The following is a 24720-nucleotide window of genomic DNA, read 5'->3' as shown; positions in this document are numbered from 1 at the left end:
GACTACACCTCGAAGAGCATTTCCAGATCATCCCTTGTAAGGCTCTTGAGCGCCGCCTGACCGGGAATGACGGCCTCGGCGACGTCCTTCTTTGCTTCCTGCAGCTTGAGAATCTTTTCCTCCACCGTATTCTGGCAGATCATCTTGTATGCGAACACCTGTCGCTTCTGGCCGATGCGATGTGTACGGTCGGTGGCCTGATTCTCCACAGCCGGGTTCCACCACGGGTCGTAATGGATGACATAATCCGCGGAAGTGAGGTTCAGGCCGGTGCCTCCCGCCTTGAGCGAAATGAGGAAGATCGGGATGTCCTCGTTTTCGTTGAAGCGGTCCACTTGATCAAAACGGTCCTTGCTGGCGCCGTCGAGGTAGCAGAAGGGAATCTCCTTGATCTGCAGCCAGGAACGGATGACATGAAGCATCTGCACGAACTGGGAGAAGACAAGCACCTTGTGACCGCCTTCAATGATCTCCCGAATAAGGTCCTTGAAAGCGTCGAACTTGCCAGAGGGCAGATTGGTATCCACGCCCGGCATGTCCAGTTTGAGCAGGCGGGGGTGGCAGCAGATCTGGCGCAGTTTGAGCAAGGCGTCGAGGATGGACATCTGGCTCTTGGCAAGTCCTTTTTCGTCCACATCCTTGAGCACCTGATCCTTGAGCTTCTTGGCCAGCGCATTGTAGAGCTCGCGCTGCTCGTCGATGAGTTCGCAGTAATGCGTGGTCTCGATCTTGGGCGGCAGGTCTCGCGCCACCATATTCTTGGTACGACGCAGAATGAACGGCTTCACTCGAGAGCGAAGGTAGTCCAAGGTTTCCTCGTCGCCGTCCTTGATGGGCTTGACGATGCCGCGCTGGAAGGAGTGCTGCGAGCCAAGGAAGCCGGGCATGAGGAACTCGAACAGCGACCACAGCTCGAAGAGGTTGTTCTCAATGGGCGTACCGGAAAGGCAGAGCTTGGTGTCCGCTTCCAGCTTGCGTACCGACCTCGCGGTGATCGTGTTGGGATTCTTGATGTTCTGCGCCTCGTCAAGAATCACCGACGAATACTTGTACTTGAGGAGCTCGTCGAGGTCGCGGCGCAGCAGGGCATAGGTGGTGATGACGAGATCGGAGTCCTTGATCTTGGAAAAAAGGTCCTCGCGCTTGGTGCCGTAGATGGTCAGCCGCTTGAGCTGCGGCACGAACTTCTGCGCCTCGCGCTCCCAGTTCGGCAGGACCGAGGTGGGGACGATGATCAGGTTGGGCAACTCCGAGCCCGACTCGGACACTGAAAGAATGAAGGACAGCGTCTGGATGGTTTTCCCGAGCCCCATCTCATCCGCTAGGATTCCGCCAAAGCCGTAATCGCGCAGGAAGTTCAGGTAACTCAAGCCTTCCACCTGATACGGCCGCAGGGTGGCGTTCAGGCTCTTTGGCTGCTCAACCTTTCTGATTTCCCTGAAATTGTGTATCTTTTCCCGCAGTTCAACAAAGAATTCGTCGGTTCGCGTATTTGGGATGTCTTCAAGCAGCTTGTCCAGCACCGGAGCCTCGAACTGCTTGAACGTCTGCTGCGGGGGTTTTTCCGGGTCGAAGCCGAGGTTCTTGAGCTTGTGCCCGAGGCGGTTGAGCCACGATTCGGGAAGGCTGGTATAGGAGCCATCCTTGAGCTGCACGTAGCGCTTGCCCTGAGTCCAGGCCTTCCAGATCTTGTCGATGGGGACACGCTGTTCGTCGTATTCCACCGTGAGATCGAGCTTGAACCACTTGTTTTCCTCGTCGCTTTCCACCTCAGCCACGATTTCCGGCTTGGAATTGCGCACCTTGTAGCGCGTCAGGTTCTTTTCGCCAAAGACGCGGTAGGCTTCGACCAGCATGGGGTAGTAATCGAGCAGGAAATTGATGGCCTCTTCCTGCTCCATGAACCAGATGTGGTTGCTGCGCGGCTGGAAGCCCATGTCCGAGAGTTCCGCCAGCAGCATGGCTTCCTCGTCCTGCGCACGGCGGATGAGGTAGCTCTTGCCCTCGTAGTGGTACGAGCCGGTCTGCAGGTCCGGGTTGGGCCCGGGCAGGGAGAACTCTCCATGCTCGTTTTCATACATGTTCTGGACCTTGAGGGTGAGCAGGCTGCCTTCTTCGTCAAGATACAGCTTCGGATTGTACGAGGCATCCTGAAAGATCGGGCCGACCCGCTCAAGAAAGTCGTCGTGGCCGTAAAGGTCGGAGACGGGAATCTTGGTCCACACGCGGTCCAGAAATTCCGAAACGTCACTGTGCGGGATGATGGGCACCTGTTCCACCATGTCCTGAATGAGCTCGGGGTCAAGCCCTGTCTGGACCGGATAGAATCCCTGCTTGTAGTAAACCCAGAGGGGCAGCCGTCCGTAGAAAAAGATTTCCTCTTCGCCGGTGATGGAAAACGGAATCTGGTCCTCGCGGGAGAGCAGGATGTCGAACTGCAGGCCGTCCTCGCTCAGGTGCGGGGAGAGCTTGAGCTGCATGGTTTTGCTCTCTATCCGAACTGGCTGATCGGTCTCGCGCAGATAGAGATAGTACTCGTTCTTGATGGCGCGGAAAAACCAGGAATGCAGCCCCGCCGGAATCTCCACGCGGTGCCCCCAGTAGTCGAGATAATGTCCGATCATTTCCGCCACTCTGGGCAGGGAAGGGGAAGGGTCGCACCATTCGGGGTTTTCCACGATCTGGTGCAGCGTTATCTCGTTCTGGACCGAGGAGATACCGGATTTGTTCTGCCGGGCGCGGAAAAACGCGACCTGAAGGCGGCCCGGTTCGGGGTACAGGCGATAGATTATGTAGTGCTTGCCAGCTTCGGGTTCAAGCTCGGTGGCGAAGAAGGGGCGGAAGGTCTGGTGCCAGTCGGTCCGGGCGGTGGGGACGGATTCTCCCTGCTCTCCGTTGACCGAGTGCTGCAGTTTGATGGCCGTGGCGGCCACGTGCTTGCACACGCCCGAAAAGGATTCCGGGCAGTTGCAGTAGTAGTTGATCGTGTTATCGCCCAGATTCAGGCCGATTTCCGAGGCGTAATTCTGAAAATCGTCGCCCTGAACCATCCCGTCGATGTCCCAGTACTGATCCCTCTTCTTGAGGTCGATTTTCATGACACCGCTGCTCGCAACGATGTCCTTCGCCATTTCCAGAATGTATTCGGGAACGGTATCGCTTATGAATTCCTGAAGTATTTCCTTGACGATTGCTTCTTCGCCGTTAGCCATGCCGGACAGACTCCTTGGCCGGTTTGTCCTGATGTGTCCCTTCCGAAACCGGGGAAGGTTCGCGCCCCGGTCAAAACATCTCGATTCCGTTGAGGTATTGGCTTTTGCGCCGCTATGGTTAATACTCTAAGATGTCCAGCGGGCAACCGAATTTATATGATCAAAACCAGACGATTTGGCAAGGAAAAATGAGACTCGCTTTACTACTGATTTTAATTTTTTCAAGCATTCCAAGTGCATTTGCCCAGAACGTTCCCGACTACGGTGGGAGGTTCGTGGAGCCGATGCTCGGCAGGGTGACAAACCTCATCCCGCCGCTTGCCACGGATGCGGGCTCTCACGCCATTTCCTCATACCTCTACGTATCGCCCCTCAAGTATGACAAGAACATCACGCTGATACCCTACGCCGCGAAATCCTACCAGGTACTGGACGGCGGACGGCACCTCAAGTTCACGCTTCGCGACGACATTCGCTGGACCGACGGGGAACCGCTCACCGCGGAGGACGTCGAGTTCACCTACGAACTCATGGTGGACCCCGAGACTCCCACGGCGTACGCCGCTGACTGGAAACAGATCCGGGAATTCCGTCGCACAGGCAAGTATACCTTTGAAGTGTTTTATGACAAGCCCTTTGCGCGCTCCCTCGTTACCTGGGCACAGGACATCCTGCCAAAGCACGTCCTCGAAGGCGAAGACCTGCTGAACACGGATTACAGCAGAAACCCAGTTGGAGCGGGCCCCTACAAACTCAAGGAGTGGGTTCCGGGCCGACATGTCACGCTTGAGGCAAACGATGATTTTTTTCAGGGCAGACCGTACATGGACGAGGTTCACTACCGCATAATTCCGGACATCTCCACACAGTTTCTGGAGCTCAAGGCGGGCGGGCTGGACACCATGAGCCTGACGCCCCTTCAGTATCTGAGGCAGACGCAGAGCAGGGAATGGAAGGAGCGATTCAACAAATTCAAATACCTGTCCTTCGGCTACACGTACCTCGGCTTCAACCTGCGCCACCCGTTCTTCAAGGACCGGCAGGTCCGAAGGGCGTTGAGTATGGCCATCGACAAGAAGGAAATCGTCAAGGGCGTGCTTTTCGGCCTCGGAGTTCCGGCCATCGGCCCCTACAAACCCGGAACGTGGCAGTACAACGAGGATGTCGAGGACTACGGGTATAACCCTGAAAAGGCTAGAGAATTACTTGAACAGGCCGGCTGGAAGGATAGAGACGGCGATGGCTGGCTGGACAGGAACGGCAAACCGTTCTGGTTCACCATCATCACCAATCAGGGCAACTCGCAGCGCACCAAGAGCGCCGTGATCATCCAGCGCAGACTGGCCGACATCGGCATCAAGGTGGAAATCAGGGCCATCGAATGGTCATCCTTCATCAGCGAGTTCGTGAACAAGGGGCGCTTCGACGCCCTTATCCTGAGCTGGAACATTCTTCAGGACCCGGACCTGTACAATGTCTGGCATTCCGACAATGCCAAGCCCGGCGGTCTGAACTTCATCAATTACAAAGACGAGGAGCTGGACGAGCTGCTCATTCGCGGCAGGCAGCTCGTAAACCGCGAGGAACGAAAGAAAATCTACGACAGGGTGCAGGAAATACTTCACGAAGACCAGCCTTATGTGTTCTTGTACGTTCCGTACTCACTGCCGATAATCTCATCTCGCGTTCGTGGGGTCGAACCTGCTCCCGCTGGCATTTCACACAACTTCATCCGCTGGTGGATTCCCGAGAAACTTCAGCTGCGCGCACAGTAAAATATGATACGAATCAATGACATAACCGACCAAGTCGCCTCATACATCGACAACCCCGATCTGGAACTCATCCAACGGGCCTACGTCTTCGCCGCGCAATCGCACGACGGCGTGATACGTCTTTCCGGCGAGCCCTACATCTCGCACCCCATGTCCGTGGCCTACCAGCTCTCGGTAATGCAGCTCGACGAAGCCACCGTGGCCGCCGGACTGCTGCACGACGTGGTGGAGGACACCGACACGAGCGTTGACGAACTGGAGGAAATCTTCGGCGTGGAAGTGGCGGACATCGTGGACGGCGTGACCAAGATCAGCAAGATGCAGTTCGAGTCCAAGGCCGTGGCTCAGGCCGAGAACATGCGCAAGATGATCCTTGCCATGGCCGAAGACATCCGCGTGCTCATGGTCAAGCTGGCGGACCGCCTGCACAACATGCGCACCCTTGAGCACATGAAGCCCATCAAGCAGCGTATGATCGCCCAGGAAACGCTGGACATCTATGCGCCGCTCGCCAACAGACTCGGCCTGCACCGCATCAAGACCGAGCTGGAGGACATGTGCCTGCAGTACCTTAAGCCGGACGTGTACGAGCAACTCACGGATGCCGTGGCTCAGCACCGATCTTCCGGCCAGGAGTATATCGACAAGGTCATCGATATGGTCCAGAAGATGCTCAAGAAGAACAAGCTCGACGCCCACGTCTTCGGCAGGACCAAACACCTGTACTCAACACACCAGAAAATGGAGCAGCAGGGCCTGAGCTTCGAGGAAATCTACGACCTCATCGCCTTCCGCATCATCGTGAAGTCCATCAAGGACTGCTACGCGGTCCTCGGGCTGATCCACGCCGAATGGAAGCCCATCGCCGGACGCTTCAAGGACTACATCTCCATCCCGAAGGCCAACATGTACCAGAGCCTTCACTCCACGGTGATCGGCCCTGACGGAGAGCGCATCGAGTTCCAGATCCGCACCGAGGACATGCACCGCGTGGCGGAATACGGTGTTGCCGCGCACTGGCAGTACAAGGAAACCGGCAAGGGGTCGAAAAAGGGCAAATCCTCGGGCCAGCGGGACGCGGAGCGGTTCACGTGGCTGCGACAGATTCTGGACTGGCAGCGCGAACTCAACGATCCGCGCGAGTTCATGGCCTCTCTGCGCATCGACCTTTTTCAGGACGAGGTCTATGTCTTCACGCCACAGGGGGACATCAAGGAACTGCCGGACGGGGCCACTCCCATCGACTTCGCCTACCTCATCCACTCGGAGGTGGGGGACCACTGCGTCGGCGCCAAGATTAACGGCCGCCTCGTACCGCTGCATACGGAGCTGAAAAACGGCGACTCCATCGAGATCATCACGGACAAGAACCGCGTTCCGAGCCGTGACTGGCTGAAATTCGTCAAGACCGCCAAGGCCCGCACCCGCATCAAGCAATATATTCGCACCATCGAGCGCGAGCGCAGCATTTCGCTGGCCAAGGAACTGCTCGAGAAAGAAGGCCGCCGCCACGGCATCAACGTGCAAAAGGCCATCAAGGACGGCTACTTCGTCAAGCTGGCCGAGGACTTCAACTGCGGCAGCGCGGACGACCTCATGTATCAGGTGGGCTTTTCCCGCCTGACCCCGAGAAAAGTCCTCAGACGCCTTTATTCCATAATGTACGACGGCCAGAAACCGGACAAGCCCGGTGAACGCCGCCATCATGGAAGCGAAGAAGAGAAGAAGCCGAAATCCGACAACCTGACCATCAGCGGCGTGGACAACGTCCTCGTTCGGTTCGCCAGTTGCTGCAACCCGCTGCCCGGCGAACCCATCGTGGGATACATCACTCGCGGACGCGGCGTAACGGTGCACCGCTCGGACTGCCACAATGTCAAGAATTTCGAGTCGGAACGACTGGTCAACGTGTCGTGGGAAGGGGAGGAGGAACGCTCCTACCCTGCGAAGATCCGTGTGCGCTGTCAGAATAAGCTCGGGATGCTGGGCAGCATCTGCAATATTCTTGCGCAGGCCGAGGTCAACATCGACTCGGGCACATTCCAGTCGAACGTGGACGGAACGTCGGACCTGAACTTCACGGTTGACGTGAAGGATCTCAACCAGTTGTATTCAGCCTTGGCCAAGGTCAAGGCCCTGAAGGCAGTCAGCGAAGCCGTCCGCGTGTCCTGATTCAACTGCCCCACAGCCATCCAAATATCCCCCGACGAACCATCGCCGGGGGATATTTTAATGCCCACTCACTGCACCCTATCCCACACGATTTTCCCTCCAAAAAAGAACCTACCAGCAACAACCTGGCGAAGCCCAAACCAAAGGTTTCTTGGAGAGGGAGAAGAGAAGTCTAAGGGGAAGGGGAGAGCCGCCGGAGGCATCCTTTTCGGGGTTCAAGTAGAACTTGAACCCCGAAAGAGGCTATACGCTTTCGATCATGGCGAATGCGGAGTGATTGTGAATGGATTCAAAACTTTCCACTTCCACCTTGAACCACTCGATCTGCTCGTGCTTGTCGAGTCCCTGTGCGCAGTTTCGGACAACATCCTCCACAAAGCAGGGGTTGGCGAAGGCGTCCTCGGTGACATATTTTTCATCCTGCCTTTTGAGCACTGAGTACACCCTCGATGAGGCTGACTGCTCTGCGATGGCGATGATGTCTTCGAGCCAGAGGAAGCCCTTGAAGCGGCAGCGGATGCGTACAACGGCGCGCTGACTGTGGGCCCCTTCCTCGGAGATGGCCTTGGAACACGGGCAGACGGTCATGACGGGAACGTCGGCGCCGAGCGTGAAGGTCATCTTGCCGTCCTTGAGTTCCCCGTCCACCTGGCACTTGTAGTCCATGAGCCCGCTGGCGCCGCTGCTGGGGGAGGTCTGCCGCAGAAAGTAAGGGAAGACGAAGCGGCAGTGTGCGCGTTCGGCTTCGAGTCGCTCGGCAATGTCCTGAAGCAGCTTCTTGAACGAGTTGTAGTCCATCTCGTCGTAACCTTCGAGGGCTTCCACGAACCGGCTCATGTGGGTGCCTTTGAAGTGGGCGGGCAGATCCACTGAAAGGTCCACCTTGGCCACAGTGTGGCGGATGCCTTTTTCGCGGTGACGCACCACAAGGGGCATCCTGAGGCCTTTTACGCCCACGCGGTCGATGGGCATGGCGATGTTCGCCGGGTCTTTCTGCACGTCCTGCATGGGTGTCGTCATCAGATGAGGTCCCTTCCGGTGGTGGTGAGTGCGAGTTCGCCGTGTTTGACGCCCTTGGTGGAGATGAGCTTCTGGCCGAGACTCTTGATGGTGTCGGCGTCGCCCTTGAGCACTATCACCTCAAGGCAGTTGTGGTGGTCCAGATGGATGTGCATGGTGGTCTGGATCACGTCGTGTGCGTCGTGCTGCAGCTCGGTGAGCTTCTGGGTCAGGCCGCTGCTGTGATGGTCGTAGACGAGGGTGAGGGTTCCGGCCAGCTCGCCTTCGGAGTCTTCCCACTCGCGCTCGACCAGAGCCTTGCGGATAAGATCGCGGATGGCTTCGGAGCGGGTCTGGTAGCTGCGGTCGTCACAGAGCTTGTCGAACTTTTCCAGCAGGTCGGAATCGAGGGATACGCCGAATCTGATCGTCTTGCCCATTGGATACTCCTTTAATGTTTCGTCCGAAAAAAGCCGGACGACGGTTCCTTGTAATCGTCGGAAACAGGCCTCAGTCGGCCGGATTCCTCATTTCCCAGAGGTTGACCCTCGGATGCTGGCCGCAGAGCGGTACGCTCTCCGTGGTCAGCCTGACCGGGGCGAACCCGGCCTTTTCAAGATCATCCCAGACAGGTCTGGAGACGGTCCTTACAGGCTCGCCGATCCATATCCGGCCGCCGGGAGCCAGCGCGTGGCGAAACAGAGCGGTCAGGGGATCGAAAAAGCGTTTTTCATAGAGAACATCCCCGGCCCAGATGAAGTCAAAGCTGCCGGGTTTTACTGCCGGGTAGCGCCAGTCCATGACCATCCAGAGAGGCTGCGGGACACCGTTGAGCTTCGCGTTGGCTTGGGCGTAGCGCAGAGCCCGTGAAATATAATCGAACGCAACCACTTCTGCGCCAAGGTTGGCGGCCACGAGCGCCGTCAAGCCGAGGCCGCACCCCACGTCAAGACACTTCCGGCCCATGACCAACTCGGCGTTGCGTGTGATCCATTCGCCCAGCAGCACGCTGGCCGGCCAGACCTCGGCCCAATAAGGCAGACACTCATCGTCGTCCAGATCCCCCTCGTCCATGCGCTCCCAAAGCGTCTCCAGATCCGCTTCGCGGTCAAGAAGCCACGACCGCCCCGCAATAACGGCTTCAACCCGGTTCGGGACCTCTTTTATGTGCCCAGCGTGTGTCATGAGGTCTTGTTACACTCACCATGTGTGACTGTCAACATCAAAGGTAACACAAATAGTAGAATCGAACTGCCAAAAAGTCACTTCAGGCAAGCCAATGAACTGTGATCAGTATGCTTTCACAAGCTACTGCATGGTAGGAACGGCACGCCGTTGTCATTATGTTGACATTTGTACAGAAAGAGAAATGCACAAAGGTTTCGGGTCAATATTTTAACGGTTCCAATGATTCGTTGAGCATGCTAGGAAGCGGCAAAATCCGTTGACAACACCCATCTCAATATCAGGAGGTAGCCCCATGGTTCCCAATGGTCTCAAGTATGCAAAATCCCACGAATGGGTTCTCGTCGAGAACGATATCGCCACCATCGGCATCACCCAGTTCGCCCAGGAGCAGCTGGGAGATCTGACTTTCGTGGAAATGCCCTCCGTGGGCGACACGCTGGAGCAGGGCGACGAGTTCGGTTCCGTCGAGTCCGTCAAGGCGGCCAGCGAGCTGTACGCACCGGTTTCCGGGGAAGTGGTGGAAGTGAACGAAGAGCTCGAAGACGCTCCCGAAAAGATCAATGAAGACCCGTACGGCGAAGGCTGGATGCTCAAGGTCAAGATCAGCGCCGAACCCGAAGGGCTCATGGATGCCGAGGCCTATCAGGCCCAGCTGGACTCCGAAGACCACTAGGCGACTCTTTTCCGGGGCGGCTCCTTGCGGGGTCGCCCTTTGACTTCTACTAAGGACTGCATCACATGCCTTACGTTCCCCATACCCCGGATGAAGTCCGGGAAATGCTCGATGTCATCGGCGCCGGTTCCATCGAGGAACTCTTTGCCGAAATCCCGGAGGACCTCAGGCCCAAGAGCTTCGACCTGCCTGAAGGCCTGAGCGAAATGGACGTGCTCATGCGCCTCGAGGCCATGGCCGCGCGCAACGCCACCGACAAGGCCAGCTTCCTCGGCGCCGGATTCTATGACCACTATATCCCGGCCACCGTGGACGCACTGACCATGCGCGGCGAGTTCTACACGGCCTACACGCCGTATCAGCCCGAGGCCAGTCAGGGCACGCTGCAGGCTATTTTCGAATACCAGACCGCCGTCTGCCGCCTTCTGGGCATGGACTGCTCCAACGCATCCGTCTACGACGGCGGCACCGCGCTGTACGAAGCCCTCATGATGGCCGTGCGCAAGACCAAGCGTCGCAAGGTGGTGGTGAGCGAGGCGCTCAACCCGATCTACCGGGTCATGCTCGACTCCTACACTTCCAACCTGAATCTGGAGTTCGTTTCCGTCCCGCACAAGGACGGCATGACAGACATCGAAGGGATCAAGGCCGCCATCGACAAGGAAACCGCCGCGGTGATGGTGCAGAACCCGAACTTCTTCGGCTCCGTCAACGACTTCACCGAACTTTTCAAGACCGCTGCCGAGCAGAAGGCCGTCTCCATCATTTCATCCTATCCGGTCCTTCAGACTCTGCTCAAGACGCCGGGCGAAATGGGCGCCGACATCGCAGTTGCGGAAGGCCAGAGCCTCGGCATGCCGCTCTCCTTCGGCGGCCCCTATCTCGGCATCATGACCTGCACCAAGAAGATGGTGCGCCAGATGCCCGGACGCATAGTGGGCCGGACCAAAGACACCGAGGACCGCACCGGCTACGTGCTCACCCTGCAGGCGCGGGAACAGCATATCCGCCGTCAGAAAGCGACCTCCAACATCTGCTCCAACCAGTCGCTGTGTGCCCTGCGCGCGCTGGCACATATTTGCTCCCTCGGCGAGCAGGGCCTGCGCCGCGCCGCGCGCCTCTCCATCGAACGCGCGCACCAGCTGGCCGACCGCCTCACCGCCATCGAGGGAGTGCAGATGCTGACCAAGGGCGCCTTCGGCAACGAATTCGCCGTAACCCTGCCTGTTCCCGCATTCGACCTCGTCGGCAACATGCTGGAGAAGGGCTTCGTGCCCGGATTCCCGCTGGGTCGCTACTATGAAGGGCTGGAAAACGGACTGCTGCTGGCGTGCACCGAAAAGACCACCGAGGAACAGATCGGCGTGTTCGTCGAGATGATGAAGGGGGCGTTGAAGTAATGAAGACCATATTCGAAAAATCCGTGCCCGGCCGCGAAGGCTGCTGGCCCTGCGACGGCATCGGCGAAGAGGCATACATCCCCCGCGAACTGCTGCGCGACGGCGAGGCCGGACTGCCCAGTTCCGGCGAGCTGGACGTGGTGCGCCATTTCACCAAGCTCTCCCAGCGCAACTTCGGCGTTGACGGCAATTTCTATCCGCTCGGCTCCTGCACCATGAAGTACAACCCCAAGTTCACCGAGCTGGTAGCCGGGATGCCCGGTTTTACACGGCTACACCCCGTCATGCCCCAGCTTCAGGGAGCAGGGCGGTTCTGTCAGGGCGCACTGGAGGTCATGTACGACACGGAGCAGCTGCTGTGCGAACTCACCGGCATGTATGCCTACACAATGCATCCCATGGCAGGCGCACACGGCGAGCTTACCGGCGTCATGCTGATGGCCGCCTATCACAAGGACAAGGGCAACAAGAAGAGCAAGATCATCGTCCCCGACTCCGCGCACGGCACCAACCCGGCATCCGCCGCGGTCGCCGGCTACGAAGTGGTCTCCATCGAATCCCGCGACGGAATCGTGGACCCCGCAGCCCTGCGCGAAGTGCTCGACGACGAGGTAGCGGGCGTCATGATGACCTGCCCCAACACCCTCGGCCTGTTCGAGACCCACCTGCCCGAGATCGTCAGCATGCTTCGCGAAGTGGACGCGCTTCTTTATTATGATGGAGCCAACCTGAACGCCATCATGGGTCAGATGAAGGTCGGCGACGCCGGTTTCGACATCGTGCACCTGAACCTGCACAAAACGCTGGGCACCCCGCACGGCGGTGGCGGCCCCGGCTCGGGTCCCGTCGGCGTTTCCAAGCGCGTCGAGCCGTACCTGCCCATTTCCCGCGTGGAAAAGATGGAAGACGGCCAGTTTGCCCTGAGCTACGACCACCCCAAATCCATTGGCTACGTGGCGCCGTTCTACGGCAACTTCGGCGTGTACCTGAAGGCCTACGCCTACATGCTTCGCCTCGGCCGCACGGGTCTTTCCCGCGCATCCGAGCACGCCGTGCTCGCCGCAAACTACATGCGCAAGCGCCTCGAAAAACACTTCGAGATTCCTTTCAACCGGACCTGCATGCACGAGTTCGTCGCCAGCGCGGTCCGTCAGGCGGAGAAGGGCGTCCGCGCACTCGACATCGCCAAGGCGCTGCTGGACAAGGGCCACCACGCTCCCACGGTCTACTTCCCGCTCATCGTCAAGGAATGCATGATGGTCGAGCCCACCGAGACCGAAAGCAAGGCTACGCTGGACCGCTTCGTGGACGACCTGATCGCCATCGCCGAGCAGGCCGACGCCGATCCCGAGAGCCTGCACCAGTGTCCGACCACGCTGCCTGTCACCCGCCTCGACGAGACCTTTGCGGCAAGGGCCATGCAACTCACGCAGGACATGGTCGAGGACTAGACGGATGACATATGATATCGCAGTCATAGGCGCCGGTCCCGGCGGATACGACGCAGCCACGGAAGCCGCCTCCCTCGGCCTGAAGGTCGCGCTGGTAGAGAAGGGCGATCTGGGCGGGACCTGCCTCAACTGGGGCTGCATCCCGACAAAGGTCATCCTCGGCGCCACATCCGCCGTAGAAGAGCTCGCCAGCCAGCGCAAGATGAAAGTCGCGGACGGTGAAGTGAACATAGATTACACTGCTCTTGCCGCTCGAAAGGACAAGCTCATCGCCGGAACCCGCAAGGCCATGTTCCAACGTCTGAAACAACTCGGCGTGGACCTTTTCACGGGGTTCGGTAGTATCCCGGAGACCGGCAAGGTGAGTGTCGAGACGCAGGATGGTACGCAAGAGCTTGAAGCCGCGAACATCATCGTTGCCACCGGCTCCAAGCCGACCTTCTTCCCCGGTCTTGAACCCGACGGCGAGCGCGTCATGGATTCCAACGGCTTCCTCGCCATGACCGAGATGCCCGAAAGCCTCATCGTGGTCGGCGCAGGATTCATCGGCCTCGAAATGGCTCAGGCCGCGCACCGCATGGGTGCGAAAGTCACGGTCGTGGACGCCATGGACCGCGTTGCACCGCTGGAAGACCCCGAAGTCTCCAAGACCCTGCAATCCATCTTCAAACGCTGGAAATGGGACGTACGCCTCGGCGTACGCGTGCAGTCCGTCAAAACCGAGAACGACAAGGCCGTTCTCACCCTCGAGGGCGGAGACATAGTCGAAGCCGACAAGGCCCTTGTTGCCGTGGGACGCGGCCCCGTTTCCGACAGCCTCGGACTCGAAGAACAGGGCGCGACACTCGAGCGCGGTACCATCAAGGTCAACGAATACCTTGAAGCCGCCCCCGGCATCTATGCCGTTGGCGACGTGAACGGCATCATCCAGTTGGCGCACGCCGCCAGTCATCAAGCTCACTACGTGGCCTCGCGAATCGCCGGAAAGACTGACGCCCCTTATGAATCCGGCCCCGTGCCCAGCGTCCTGTACGGTGCCCCCGAAACCATGCGCGTCGGCCTGATGCCCGATCAACTCAAAGCCGAAGGACGACCCTGCGAGGCCTCGAAATTCGCCTTCGCAGGCAATCCCATCGCCCAGTCGCATGCCTCAACGCAAGGCTTCTGCAAAGTAGTCTGGAGCGAAAACAAAGTTGTCGGAATCACCGCCGTGGGGCACGACGCCTCACGCCTGACCACGCCCGCAACCATGATAGTACAAGAAGGATGGACGCCGGATGACATCCACGGCACCATCTTCCCGCACCCATCACTGGACGAAGCGCTCCTGAACGCACTCAAAGCAGAACGCACCAAATGTAAATAAAAATGGGCGGCGCAAAAGCGCCGCCCATTTTTTGCCTCCGGCGGCTTAAGAACCTTTTTAGCAAAAGGTTCTTAAGAATCTCCAAAATCTGTTGGGTTGCCAAGCCGCTTTAGGGCTTTCCGAAAGCTGAGATTTTCATGCGGCTTGGCGGGTAGGATAACAGCGGTTTGTGGTTATGAGAGACGTGACCGCTTAGGTAGTTACTTGCTGTTTTTGCTAAGAATCGCAGTTCGCAAGTCCCCGTCAGCGGGGTTGCAGCATGGACGTGGATTATGCGACCGCATGAACCTTGCGCTGCAACCCCGCTGACAATCCAGGGATTGCAAAGGGGGCCCGCCCCTTTGCCGGGGTGCAGGGGCAGAGCCCCTGCCCGCCGGAGGCGCACCTTGAAGACTATGCCTCTAAAACTTCTTCCAGTTCTTTAAGAAATCGCTTCAGATCTTCTTTTTCTATGATGAGTGGTGGGACGAGTCGCAGGATGTTGCCCTGTGTGAGATTGCAGACGATTTTGCGATCAAGCAGAGCTTTCCAGACGTCTTTTCCATCGAAGGTGAGTTCGACTCCGAGCAGCAGGCCCAGACCGCGTGCCCCTTTGACTTTGTCCGGATGCCTCTGGGCGAGTTTGGCTGCCTCGAGCTTGAACCATTCTTCGAGTTGAGCTGCGCGCTGATCGAGTTTGTCGTGGCGCATGATATCCACCACTTTGGCGGCGACAGCGGAAACAAGTGCACCGCCTCCGAAAGTCGTGGCGTGAGAGCCTGGCTCGAATCCTTTGGCGACCTCCTCTGTGGCGAGGACGGCTCCCATGGGCAGACCGTTGGCAAGGGCTTTCGCGGAAGTGAAGATATCTGGCACGAGGCCGTAGTGCTGGTGTGCCCAGAAACGTCCGGTACGACACATGCCGGTCTGCACTTCGTCGACGATGATGAGAAAGCCGTATTCTTCGCGCAAGTCCTTAAGGGCTTCCACATAATCGTGGGGCAGGGGGCGGACGCCACCTTCACCCTGAACCATTTCGATCATCACGGCGGCGGTGTTGGAAGAGAGGGCAGCCTTGAGAGCCTCTATGTCAGCAAAGGGGACCGTGGTGAAGCCCGATGGCAGGGGGGCGAAGCCATCTTTGATGGGGCCTTCCTGTCCGGTGGCGGTGAGGGTCGAGAGGGTGCGGCCGTGGAACGACTGCTGAAGCGTAATTACCTCTGCGGCGTCTTTCTGCCGAACCTTTCGCATGTAACGGCGAGCCAGTTTGATGGCGCCCTCGTTGGCTTCCGCGCCGGAATTCGAAAAGAAGACCCGATCGGCGTCGCAGGTTCCCAGCAGCTTCTCGGCAAGGTCGAGCTGCTCATTCTGATAGAACAGGTTGGAGACATGGACCATCTTGCGAGCCTGCTCGGCCATGATGTCAGCCAGTTCGGGACGACTGTGGCCGAGACTGCACACGGCGATGCCGGAAAGGAGATCGAGGTATTCGTTGCCTTCGGGGTCGAGGAGTTTGCATCCCTGAGCTTTTGTTACGGCCAGCGGATAACGGCCGTAGGTTTGCATCATAAGGGACTGTTCCCTGTCGCGGATCTCATCGAATGAAGCGGTCATTGTATTCCTCTATACGGTTCCTGAGTGGCCGAATCCGCCTGCACCGCGAACGGTCTCGCCGAGGGATTCGGTAACGACGATATCGCCCTGCCAGCATTTCTGGAAAACCAGTTGCGCAATGCGCTGCCCGCGTCTGATTCGTCGCTTCTCGCCGGAAGTATTGAGAAGAAACACCTTGATCTCACCGCGATAATCGGGGTCGATGACGCCGACGCCCTGTGCAACGGTCAGCCCCTCCTTGGCGCCGAGCCCGCTGCGGGAATAAATGAAGCCTGCAATGCCGGGCTCGCCAACCTCAATGGCCACGCCTGTAGGTACGGCGCGACGCTCACCCGGAGCGATTTCCACTTCCTGCTCGTCAATGCAGGCTCGCAAATCCAGCCCTACGGAGTGTTCGGTGGCATAGCTGAGGTCATGCTCCTTCCAGACATCATGGAGGAACTTGATTTTAACGGGTACCTTGGGTGGTTGCATCATATCTCCTTACTATCGACTTGGACACGTTGAATCGCCCGAAACGGCTTCCGTGTCAATCGGAAGGACGGCGCATGCGAAAACATTTTTTACATACCTGTACAAATCAACAAAACCAAATAGTTATAAATCCATTTTTAACAGAATTTAGAGCTTTGTCCGCAACAAGGTGAACACGAAAGAGACTTTGATCATTGATTCACAAGCTCTTTTTTTCATTTTTCATCCAAATCCTGAAAATAATCGAGCTCATATTTGCACAGTGGCAAGAATATACGGGCAACATGAGATGCATTTCAGTCACCCTCAAGGATATCGAGCACGGACTTGACTCCTGCAAGCCTCGGAAAAGAATTGGCTCGGATTAAGCCATTTTTATTCAAGTGCCTAAAATTAATTAATAAGACACAAGAGCTAAAGCCACAATGACGAGTGCCGGACAATGCTGGCGTCGCTTGCTTGACACTGATTCCCAAACTGTGGTCTGTATTTCGTACACTGAATGAAAGCACCCCTATTACCATTTTGTCTAAAAATGAGATTGTAAAAAAGATTCAACGGTCGTCACATAACCATTTTGAAAAAGGTGGCCACAAATGGCAAAGCCAATCAATAAGAACTACCATGAATTCCGCATAGAACGTGATCGCGGGCTTTGTATCGACTGCGGCGCCTGCGTCCGCCAGTGTACCTATGACGCACATTGGACGGACGAAGAAAGCGGCAAGGTGGTACACGACAACACAAAGTGTATCGGGTGCCATCGATGCGAAGCCATTTGTCCGACCGGGGCGTTGAACATTCGTCTGAACAGGTCGGAGTTTCGGCCCAACGCCAACTGGCGGCCCGTTTTCATGCAGAACATCTACAAACAGGCCGAGACCGGCGGCGTCCTGCTGGCGGCCACGGGCTCACCGGTGGATCTTCCGGTCTACTGGGATCGCATGCTCCTGGACGCCAGTCAGGTTACAAACCCTTCCATCGATCCGCTGAGGGAGCCGATGGAACTCAAGACCTTCCTCGGGAACAAGCCCAAGGGGCTTCGGGTGGATACGGGCGAAGACGGCACCCATGAGCTCAAGACCGAGCTCGCCCCCCAAATCGAGCTGGAAAGCCCGATCATGTTCGCGGGCATGAGTTTCGGCGCCATCAACTTCAACCTGCACAAGGCCATGGCCATGGCGGCGCAGGAGACCGGCATAGCCTACAATACGGGCGAGGGCGGTCTGCATAAATCATTATATGAATACGGCGGCAACACCATCGTGCAGGTTGCATCAGGACGCTTCGGTGTTCACCGCGAGTACCTGAACGCGGGCGTGGGCATCGAGATCAAGGTCGGGCAGGGCGCAAAGCCCGGCATCGGCGGGCACCTGCCCGGAGAGAAGATCAGCGAGGCCATTTCGGAGACCCGCATGGTGCCCCTTGGGTCCGACGCCATCAGCCCGGCGCCGCACCACGACATCTATTCCATCGAAGACCTGCTGCAGCTCATTTTCGCGCTGAAGGAGGCCAGCGAATACAGGCAGCCGATTTCCGTGAAGATTGCAGCCGTGCATAACGTTGCCGCCATCGCCTCGGGCGTTGTACGCGCAGGAGCGGATATCGTCACCGTTGACGGAATGCGCGGAGGCACCGGCGCCGCTCCCGCCATGACGCGCGATAACGTTGGCATCCCCATAGAACTGGCTCTGGCCGCCGTCGACCAGCGGCTCAGAGACGAGGGTATCCGCCACAAGGCGAGCGTGGTTGCTGCCGGCGGAATCCGCTGTTCCGCCGACGTCCTCAAGGCTATCGCCCTCGGTGCGGACGCCGTCTACATCGGCACCGCGGCACTCCTCGCTGTCGGCTGCACTCTCTGCGGACGCTGCTACACCGGCAAATGCCCATGGGGAATCGCAACCAACGACCCGAAAATCGCCAAGCGCCAGAAGCCGGATGAGGCAGCTGAAAGAATGGCGAACCTGATCAAGGGATGGAGCCACGAAATCAAGGACATGCTGGGCGGCATGGGCCTCAACTCCATTGAAAGCGTACGCGGCAACCGTGACAAACTTCGCGCCGTCGGCCTGTCCACCACGGAAATGGACATCCTCGGCATCAAGCACGCGGGACGCTAGCGGCTCGACACAGTCTCAAACGAGTCCGGGCGCGGTGAAACGGCCCGAGACAAGGAGTGGCAATGAAAGCTCCCGAAAGATCTTACGATTTCCAGAAGGACATTTCCGGCTGCGGCGTCTTTGGTGTCATCAGCAGGGAAAAGAAGCTGATCCCCGGCGACACGCCCATCAATGCCATGGCGTGCATGCACGACCGAGGCAACGGCCTTGGCGGCGGCTTCGCGGCCTACGGTATCTACCCGGATCACGCGGACAAATACGCTTTTCACATCATGTGTGACGACAGAAGGGCGGTGGAAGGCTCCGAACACCTGCTCCGGCAGTACTTCGACATTCATGAGTTCGAACCCATCCCGACCAGAAAGACCCTTGCCATCCACAACCCGCCGCTCGTGAATCGCTATTTCGTCACCGTGCGCGAGGACAAGCCGGAGGACCTGAGCAAATTGCCCGAGGACGACTACGTGGTCGCCGTGGTCATGAAGCTCAACACGCAGGTTCCCGGCGCGTTCGTCTTCTCCTCCGGCAAGGATATGGGGGTGTTCAAAGGTGTCGGCTATCCGGAAGACATCGCCGAATTTTTCCGCCTGGACGAATACAAGGGCTACATCTGGACCGGACACAACCGTTTTCCCACGAACACACCCGGCTGGTGGGGCGGAGCGCACCCGTTCACCATCCTTAACTGGTCCATCGTGCACAACGGCGAAATAAGCTCCTACGGCATCAACCAGAGATACCTCTGCGAGCACGACTATCTGTGCACCCTGATGACCGATACAGAGGTGGTGGCTTACGAACTGGATCTGCTCATTCGCAAGCACGGCCTGAGTTGGGATCTTGCGGCAAAGGTCTTTGCTCCGCCGTTCTGGGAAGAGATCAAGGCCATGCCCGACAAGGAGCGGCAGTTGTACACCGCATTGCGCTACACATACGGCTCCGGGATGCTCAACGGCCCCTTCGCCATACTCGTGGCAGACAACAACCGGCTGATGGGCCTGAATGATCGCATCAAGCTGCGCCCGCTGCTTGTGGCGGAAAAGGACGACATGGTCTTCATGTCCAGCGAAGAAGCTTCGGTTCGGGAGATTTGCCCGAAACTGGACAGGGTCTGGATGCCCAAGGCGGGCGAACCCGTCATCATCGATGTGAAGGAGTAGGGCAGATGACCGCAAAGACGATCACACTTGATGCCAAAGGCATGTATTACAAGCAGTTCAACGAACTCATCCGCCGGAAGGCGCAAGAGGGATACACCGATTTCGTTCTGGAAAACATCAATGGACACCGCTATATCGCCACAGCGCTGTGCGGCGACCTGAAGCTGGAAATAAAAGGCGTCGCCGGTCAGGACACCGGAGCCTTCATGGGCGGGCCGCATCTTCGCATATCAGGCAACGCTCAGGACGGAATCGGAAACACGATGGACAGCGGAAAAATTGTCATCGACGGCATGGCGGGCGACGTTCTGGGCTACGCCATGCGGGGCGGCTCTATCCATGTTCGCTCAGACGTTGGCTATCGTTGCGGAATTCATATGAAAGCGTACATGGACTATGTTCCGGAAATAGTCGTTGGAGGCAAGGCCGGGGACTTTCTGGGCGAATACATGGCCGGAGGAATTATTTTGCTCTTGGGTATGTTTTCTGATAAGCCTGATGCGCCCGTTGCGGGCAGAAGTCTCGGCACCGGAATGCACGGGGGCGTCATATACGTCCGCGGGAGCGTTCCGGAATCGCAGCTCGGACCGAATCTGCATGCGCAACCCGCAGACGAGGATGATCTACAGACCATCCGGAGACTTGCGGATGCCTTCGCGTCGGAATTCGGGCTGGACGCCGAAGCCGTTATGAACGAGAATTTCGTCAAAATCCGGCCGTTCTCCCACAGACCTTACGGCAACCTCTACGTCGCCACTTAGGAAAGGGAACGGACCGAGAAACTTCAACACTGGGAGGAACCTCAATGTTCTTCGAATCCGTTGCCCTTGCCGCCGCGCCCCCCGCAAACGGCGCCGCCGGCGGTGCCGGCGGACTGCTTGCCGGTCCGCTGCCCATGCTCATCCTGATGTTCGCCATCTTCTACTTCCTGCTCATCCGTCCGCAGCAGAAGAAGGCCAAGGAACACAAGCAAATGCTTGAAAACCTTCAGGTAGGCGACGTGGTCTGGACCAACGGCGGCATCAAGGGAACCATCAAGCTCATCACCGATGAGATTCTCACCCTGGAAATCGCCAACGGCGTTGAAGTGGAATTCCAGCGCGGCTATGTCGCCGGGAAGTTCGACCCCGAAGCCGGTAAGCAGGCTCAGAAAAAAGAAAAGAAAGACAAGAAAGAAAAGAAGTAGTCGACGGGATCGGATGATCCCGTTTCTTCGGCCTTTCGCGGGCCGGGACGCATACCGTGCGACCCCGGTCCGCGCCTTGCGTTCCCGCTCGGGCCGATGTTTTTATTTCACGACAGGGGAGAACTCATGCAGAGTCTGCGTTGGAGAATCATTGTTTCGCTCTTAGTTCTGATGCTGGGGCTCGCGTACATGCTGCCGTCCCTTCCCGGCGTCAAGGGCACCTCGCTGGGCAAGACCCTTCCCGGCAGCGGCATCAATCTCGGCCTCGACCTCAAGGGCGGCATCCACCTCACCCTCGGTGTCGATATGGACACCGCATTCAAGAACGCCATGGCCCGCACGGGCGACGACATCAAGGAACTCGCCCGCGAGGACGAGATCTACGTGCTCAAACCCGTTGCCAAGCCCGGCGACAGAATCGAAATGACCCTGCTCAAAAACGAGCAGCAGGACCAGTTCGAAAAACTTCTCGAAGATTTCCAGTCGGTCACCATCGAATCCAGCACCAGCGCGGAAGACGGCAAAGTCAAATACGAGCTGGGCATGAATCCGAAATACCGCAAGGAACTGGCGCGCATGACCCTTGACCAGGCGGTCAAGACCATCCGCAACCGCATTGACCAGTTCGGCGTGACCGAGCCGGATATCCGCAAGCAGCAGGCCAGCAACCGCATTCAGGTGCAGCTGCCCGGCCTGAGCGATCCGGAACGCGCCATCCGAATTATCGGAAAGACCGCGCACCTCGAATTCAAGATCGTCGACCAGAGCGTTGACCCGACCAAGGGCATCCTGCCCCCGGGCCGCGAACTCAGCACCAGAGTCGGCCGTGACGGCAAGGAAGTGCCCGTCGTTCTCAAAAGCGACGCGCCCCTCACCGGTGAATACGTCACCGACGCTCGGGTCAGCTACGGCCGCATGAACGAACCCTATGTTTCCCTGACGTTCGACTCCAAGGGCGCGCGCCTCTTCGAACGCATCACGGGCGAGAACACCGGCAAGCTCATGGCCATCGTGCTCGACAAAAAGGTATACTCCGCACCGGTCATTCAGGAAAAGATCAGCGGCGGACAGGCGAGCATCACCGGCAACTTCACCACCGAAGAAGCCCGCGACCTCGCCATCGTCCTTCGCGCCGGTTCGCTTCCGGCTCCGATCTCCATCCTTGAACAGCGCACCGTCGGCCCGTCCCTCGGGCAGGAATCCATCGACAACGGCATCAACTCCGCGCTCATCGGCATGGCGCTGGTGCTGATCTTCATGGTCGTCTACTACGGTTTCGCCGGAGTGGTCGCCGACACAGTGCTGGTCTTGAACATCCTGCTGATTATGGGTGGTCTGGCCGCTTTCGGTGCGACACTGACCTTGCCGGGCATCGCGGGTATCATCCTGACAATAGGCATGGCGGTCGACGCCAACGTCATCATCTTCGAACGCATCCGGGAAGAGCTCCGCAAGGGACTGACCGCCCGGGCCGCGATCGAGGAAGGCTACAGCCGCGCGACGTTGACCATTCTCGACGCCAACGTGACCACGGTCATCGCGGCCATCATCCTGTACCAGTTCGGTACCGGACCGATCCGCGGTTTCGCCGTGACCCTGACGCTGGGTATCATCACGTCCATGTTCACGGCCATCTTCGTCTCGCGCATTCTCTTCGACATGTACGCCAAGAACCGCGCGGAAGGCGCCAAGATGAGCATCTAGGGGGAACAAATGGGACTTCAGATAATCAAACCCGATACCAAGATCGACTTCATCGGCTTCAGGAAGGTCGCCTTTCTGGTCTCCGCACTGGTCATCCTGATGGGACTCGGCTCCCTCGTCATGCAAGGCGGGCCCAAATACGGCATCGACTTTGCGGGCGGCATGATCGTTCAGATCAAAACCGAAAAGCAGGTGGACGTCGAAACCGTCAAGGACAACCTCGCCGAAGTGGAGCTGCCCGGACTCGTGGTACAGCGCCTCGGCCTTGAGGACGCCAACGAGTTCCTGATCCGCACCTCTTCCTCCGAGATTTCCTCGGGAGAGGTTCGCGACATGCTCTCCTCCGCGCTCGAAAGCGGGCTGGGCAAAGGCGGTTTCGAAGTGCAGCGGCTCGAGATGGTCGGCCCCAAGGTGGGTAAGGACCTCCGGACCAAGGCGCTTGAAGCCATGTTCTTCGCCGTCCTGCTCATCGCCATCTATATCTCCGGTCGCTTCGAGCAACGCTGGACCGCAGCAGCGGTCATGGCGACAGGCCTGTTCGCTGGCCAGTACGCCTTGGCGCTGACGGGGATGGACATGGCATGGCTCATCGTGGGCATGCTCGCCATCACCCTTGGAGTGTGCTGGTATCTCAAACTCAACTATGCCTTGGGAGCTGTTGTGGCCCTTGTCCACGACGTGACCATCACGGTGGGGATCTTCTCCATTCTGGGCAAGGAGTTCGACCTGACCATCATCGCCGCGTTGCTGACCATCATCGGCTACTCGCTCAATGACACCATCATCGTGTTCGACCGCATCCGCGAGAACCTGATCGGCTCCAAGGGCAAAGGCGAGTTCAAGGACATCATCAACAGAAGCGTGAACCAGACCCTGTCTCGTACGCTGCTGACCTCCGGCACCACGCTCATGGTCGTGCTCTGCCTGTACGTGCTTGGCGGAGGCGTAATCCACGACTTTGCACTGGCACTGCTCATTGGTATCTTCGTTGGTACCTACTCCTCCATCTTTGTGGCGAGCCCGGTCCTTCTCGGATTCGGTCCCACCCCCCCGCCTGAAGTGGACGAAGAGCCAGAAGCCGCCTAGACTCGGCTTACAGACGATTATAAAGGGAAGGTTCTTACGAGCCTTCCCTTTTTCGTGGTAGAGTCCTGACAAACACCGGAGGACTACCATGAAACTGCATAGCCTGCTCGCACTGTCGCTTCTCATTCTGACACTTCAGGGGTGCGCCGCCACCCAAGCCGAACGGATCGGCCTCGTCCCCCTGCCCAAAATGAAGGCCCAGATCACTGCCTATCACCTCAGTGGTGATTACGACACAGACGTGGCCAACGTCGCGGCGAAAGGGCTCGAGACCATTCTGGATACCATCGAAAAAGACAAGACCGAGCGGCCCGTGGTCGTCATGGATATAGACGAAACCGTTCTTTCCAACTTCGAGATAATGCAGAAGATGAATTATTGCTACACACCGTCGTACTGGAAGGAGTGGGTAAGACAGGCAGACGCACCGGCCATAACGCCTATGCTGCGGTTATTCAGGGCCCTGAGCGATCATGACATTCCGGTGGTCTTTCTGACCGGTCGAAACGAAACCATGCGCTCGTTGACCGCACAAAATCTAGAACAAGCAGGATACGACGACTGGCATTCGCTGCTCATGGCTCCAGCGGGCACGCCGGGTGACTCGGTGGGGGAATACAAGAAGCGGTCCATGGAAACACTTGTGGGACAGGGATGGACTATCATTGCCACCTTTGGCGATCAGCAGGGTGACGGGTACGAGAAAGCAATGAACTTCTTCAGGTTGCCCAACTACATGTACTCCGTGCCGTAACGCAGGTGCAGTGTACAACAGGATCACTTCACTTGCTTGAACACCACATGTCCAACGGTGGAGATGTAAAGTCCCCCATCTTAGGGCCAGTTAAGTGTAGAGATTTCCGACCGGTTTTTTGAGGTTGCCCAGAGGGCAGGGGGTCCCCCCTGCCCTCTGGGCTGCAAATTCGATTGGCGTCATGTTGCCGAGAGATTCATGAGGCCGCTCCTCATTGTACTCCCTGACAAACTCCTCGGTGCTTTGGCGGACTTCGCTCAAGCTGTCGAAGATATACAGATCCAATACTTCCTCCCGATATGTCCTGTTGAAGCGCTCGATATATGAGTTCTGTGTCGGCTTGCCCGGCTGGATAAAGTCCAGCTCAACGCCGTGCTCGGCAGCCCACATTTCCATTGCTGTGCTGA

The 24720-nt window shown here is 58.0% G+C and carries 20 protein-coding genes; 13 read left to right on the top strand and 7 right to left on the bottom strand.

What is annotated here, in order from left to right; all coding sequences use genetic code 11:
• Nucleotides 1–2: 2 nt before the first annotated feature.
• Nucleotides 3–3212 (bottom strand): DEAD/DEAH box helicase, encoded by a 3210-nt coding sequence (locus tag BR24_RS14580; RefSeq protein ID WP_496542209.1) that lies wholly within the window; start codon nucleotides 3210–3212, stop codon nucleotides 3–5.
• Nucleotides 3213–3400: 188 nt separating this feature from the next.
• On the opposite strand from BR24_RS14580, the gene BR24_RS14575 reads away from it, so the two are divergent.
• Together BR24_RS14575 and BR24_RS14570 are read left to right on the top strand one after the other, a co-directional pair.
• The gene (locus tag BR24_RS14575) at nucleotides 3401–4987 is read left to right on the top strand and encodes a peptide-binding protein (protein WP_496542208.1); all 1587 of its coding nucleotides are present in this window, start codon (nucleotides 3401–3403) and stop codon (nucleotides 4985–4987) included.
• A 3-nt stretch (nucleotides 4988–4990) separates the two neighbouring features.
• On the top strand, nucleotides 4991–7159 hold the full coding sequence (locus tag BR24_RS14570) for a RelA/SpoT family protein (protein ID WP_496542207.1): 2169 nt from the start codon (nucleotides 4991–4993) through the stop codon (nucleotides 7157–7159).
• Between the two features lie 243 nt (nucleotides 7160–7402).
• Here BR24_RS14570 and folE2 read toward each other — a convergent pair whose 3' ends face one another.
• The 3 genes from folE2 to BR24_RS14555 form a co-directional block, all read right to left on the bottom strand.
• A complete protein-coding gene (folE2, locus tag BR24_RS14565) occupies nucleotides 7403–8167 on the bottom strand; it encodes a GTP cyclohydrolase FolE2 (protein ID WP_496542369.1) in 765 nt (254 codons plus the stop codon).
• 11 nt (nucleotides 8168–8178) lie between these two features.
• The gene (gene nikR, locus BR24_RS14560) at nucleotides 8179–8598 is read right to left on the bottom strand and encodes a nickel-responsive transcriptional regulator NikR (protein ID WP_018125197.1); all 420 of its coding nucleotides are present in this window, start codon (nucleotides 8596–8598) and stop codon (nucleotides 8179–8181) included.
• Between the two features lie 70 nt (nucleotides 8599–8668).
• Entirely contained in the window at nucleotides 8669–9343 is a 675-nt protein-coding gene (locus BR24_RS14555; protein WP_496542206.1) for a class I SAM-dependent methyltransferase, read from the bottom strand.
• 295 nt (nucleotides 9344–9638) lie between these two features.
• Here BR24_RS14555 and gcvH point away from each other — a divergent pair, with 295 nt between their 5' ends.
• The 4 genes from gcvH to lpdA all read left to right on the top strand — a co-directional run bounded on the left by gcvH (nucleotide 9639) and on the right by lpdA (nucleotide 14236).
• On the top strand, nucleotides 9639–10019 hold the full coding sequence (gene gcvH / locus BR24_RS14550) for a glycine cleavage system protein GcvH (protein ID WP_496542205.1): 381 nt from the start codon (nucleotides 9639–9641) through the stop codon (nucleotides 10017–10019).
• Nucleotides 10020–10084: 65 nt separating this feature from the next.
• Nucleotides 10085–11419: an aminomethyl-transferring glycine dehydrogenase subunit GcvPA gene (gene gcvPA, locus BR24_RS14545; RefSeq protein ID WP_496542204.1), complete on the top strand. Its 1335-nt coding sequence runs from the start codon at nucleotides 10085–10087 to the stop codon at nucleotides 11417–11419.
• On the top strand, nucleotides 11419–12870 hold the full coding sequence (gene gcvPB / locus BR24_RS14540) for an aminomethyl-transferring glycine dehydrogenase subunit GcvPB (RefSeq protein WP_496542203.1): 1452 nt from the start codon (nucleotides 11419–11421) through the stop codon (nucleotides 12868–12870). Before gcvPA ends, gcvPB begins: the two co-directional genes overlap by 1 nt.
• Before the next feature lie 4 nt (nucleotides 12871–12874).
• The gene (lpdA, locus tag BR24_RS14535) at nucleotides 12875–14236 is read left to right on the top strand and encodes a dihydrolipoyl dehydrogenase (RefSeq protein WP_496542202.1); all 1362 of its coding nucleotides are present in this window, start codon (nucleotides 12875–12877) and stop codon (nucleotides 14234–14236) included.
• Between the two features lie 393 nt (nucleotides 14237–14629).
• Here the strand turns inward: lpdA and BR24_RS14530 are convergent, their stop codons facing one another.
• Together BR24_RS14530 and dut are read right to left on the bottom strand one after the other, a co-directional pair.
• The gene (locus tag BR24_RS14530; protein ID WP_496542201.1) at nucleotides 14630–15829 is read right to left on the bottom strand and encodes an aspartate aminotransferase family protein; all 1200 of its coding nucleotides are present in this window, start codon (nucleotides 15827–15829) and stop codon (nucleotides 14630–14632) included.
• A 9-nt stretch (nucleotides 15830–15838) separates the two neighbouring features.
• Nucleotides 15839–16303: a dUTP diphosphatase gene (dut, locus tag BR24_RS14525; protein WP_496542200.1), complete on the bottom strand. Its 465-nt coding sequence runs from the start codon at nucleotides 16301–16303 to the stop codon at nucleotides 15839–15841.
• A 596-nt stretch (nucleotides 16304–16899) separates the two neighbouring features.
• On the opposite strand from dut, the gene BR24_RS14520 reads away from it, so the two are divergent.
• From BR24_RS14520 to BR24_RS14490, 7 genes are all read left to right on the top strand, one after another.
• Nucleotides 16900–18423: a glutamate synthase-related protein gene (locus BR24_RS14520; protein ID WP_496542199.1), complete on the top strand. Its 1524-nt coding sequence runs from the start codon at nucleotides 16900–16902 to the stop codon at nucleotides 18421–18423.
• Between the two features lie 62 nt (nucleotides 18424–18485).
• Nucleotides 18486–19583, top strand: coding sequence for a class II glutamine amidotransferase (locus BR24_RS14515; RefSeq protein WP_496542198.1), 1098 nt, complete (start codon nucleotides 18486–18488; stop codon nucleotides 19581–19583).
• A gap of 5 nt (nucleotides 19584–19588) precedes the next feature.
• A complete protein-coding gene (locus BR24_RS14510) occupies nucleotides 19589–20344 on the top strand; it encodes a GltB/FmdC/FwdC-like GXGXG domain-containing protein (RefSeq protein WP_496542197.1) in 756 nt (251 codons plus the stop codon).
• Nucleotides 20345–20388: 44 nt separating this feature from the next.
• Nucleotides 20389–20769, top strand: coding sequence for a preprotein translocase subunit YajC (gene yajC, locus BR24_RS14505; protein WP_496542196.1), 381 nt, complete (start codon nucleotides 20389–20391; stop codon nucleotides 20767–20769).
• A 126-nt stretch (nucleotides 20770–20895) separates the two neighbouring features.
• Nucleotides 20896–22473, top strand: coding sequence for a protein translocase subunit SecD (gene secD / locus BR24_RS14500; RefSeq protein ID WP_496542195.1), 1578 nt, complete (start codon nucleotides 20896–20898; stop codon nucleotides 22471–22473).
• A gap of 9 nt (nucleotides 22474–22482) precedes the next feature.
• Nucleotides 22483–23559 (top strand): protein translocase subunit SecF, encoded by a 1077-nt coding sequence (secF, locus tag BR24_RS14495; protein ID WP_496542194.1) that lies wholly within the window; start codon nucleotides 22483–22485, stop codon nucleotides 23557–23559.
• An 88-nt stretch (nucleotides 23560–23647) separates the two neighbouring features.
• A complete protein-coding gene (locus BR24_RS14490; protein WP_496542193.1) occupies nucleotides 23648–24313 on the top strand; it encodes an HAD family acid phosphatase in 666 nt (221 codons plus the stop codon).
• A gap of 90 nt (nucleotides 24314–24403) precedes the next feature.
• On the opposite strand, the gene BR24_RS14485 is transcribed toward BR24_RS14490, so the two are convergent.
• Nucleotides 24404–24720: integrase core domain-containing protein (locus tag BR24_RS14485; RefSeq protein ID WP_496539554.1), on the bottom strand; the 317-nt coding region annotated here is incomplete at its 5' end.

The organism is Pseudodesulfovibrio halophilus DSM 5663 (genome assembly GCF_059568665.1).
Note: the sequence above shows the minus strand (reverse complement) of the source record. Positions and strands in the feature narration are given on the sequence as shown.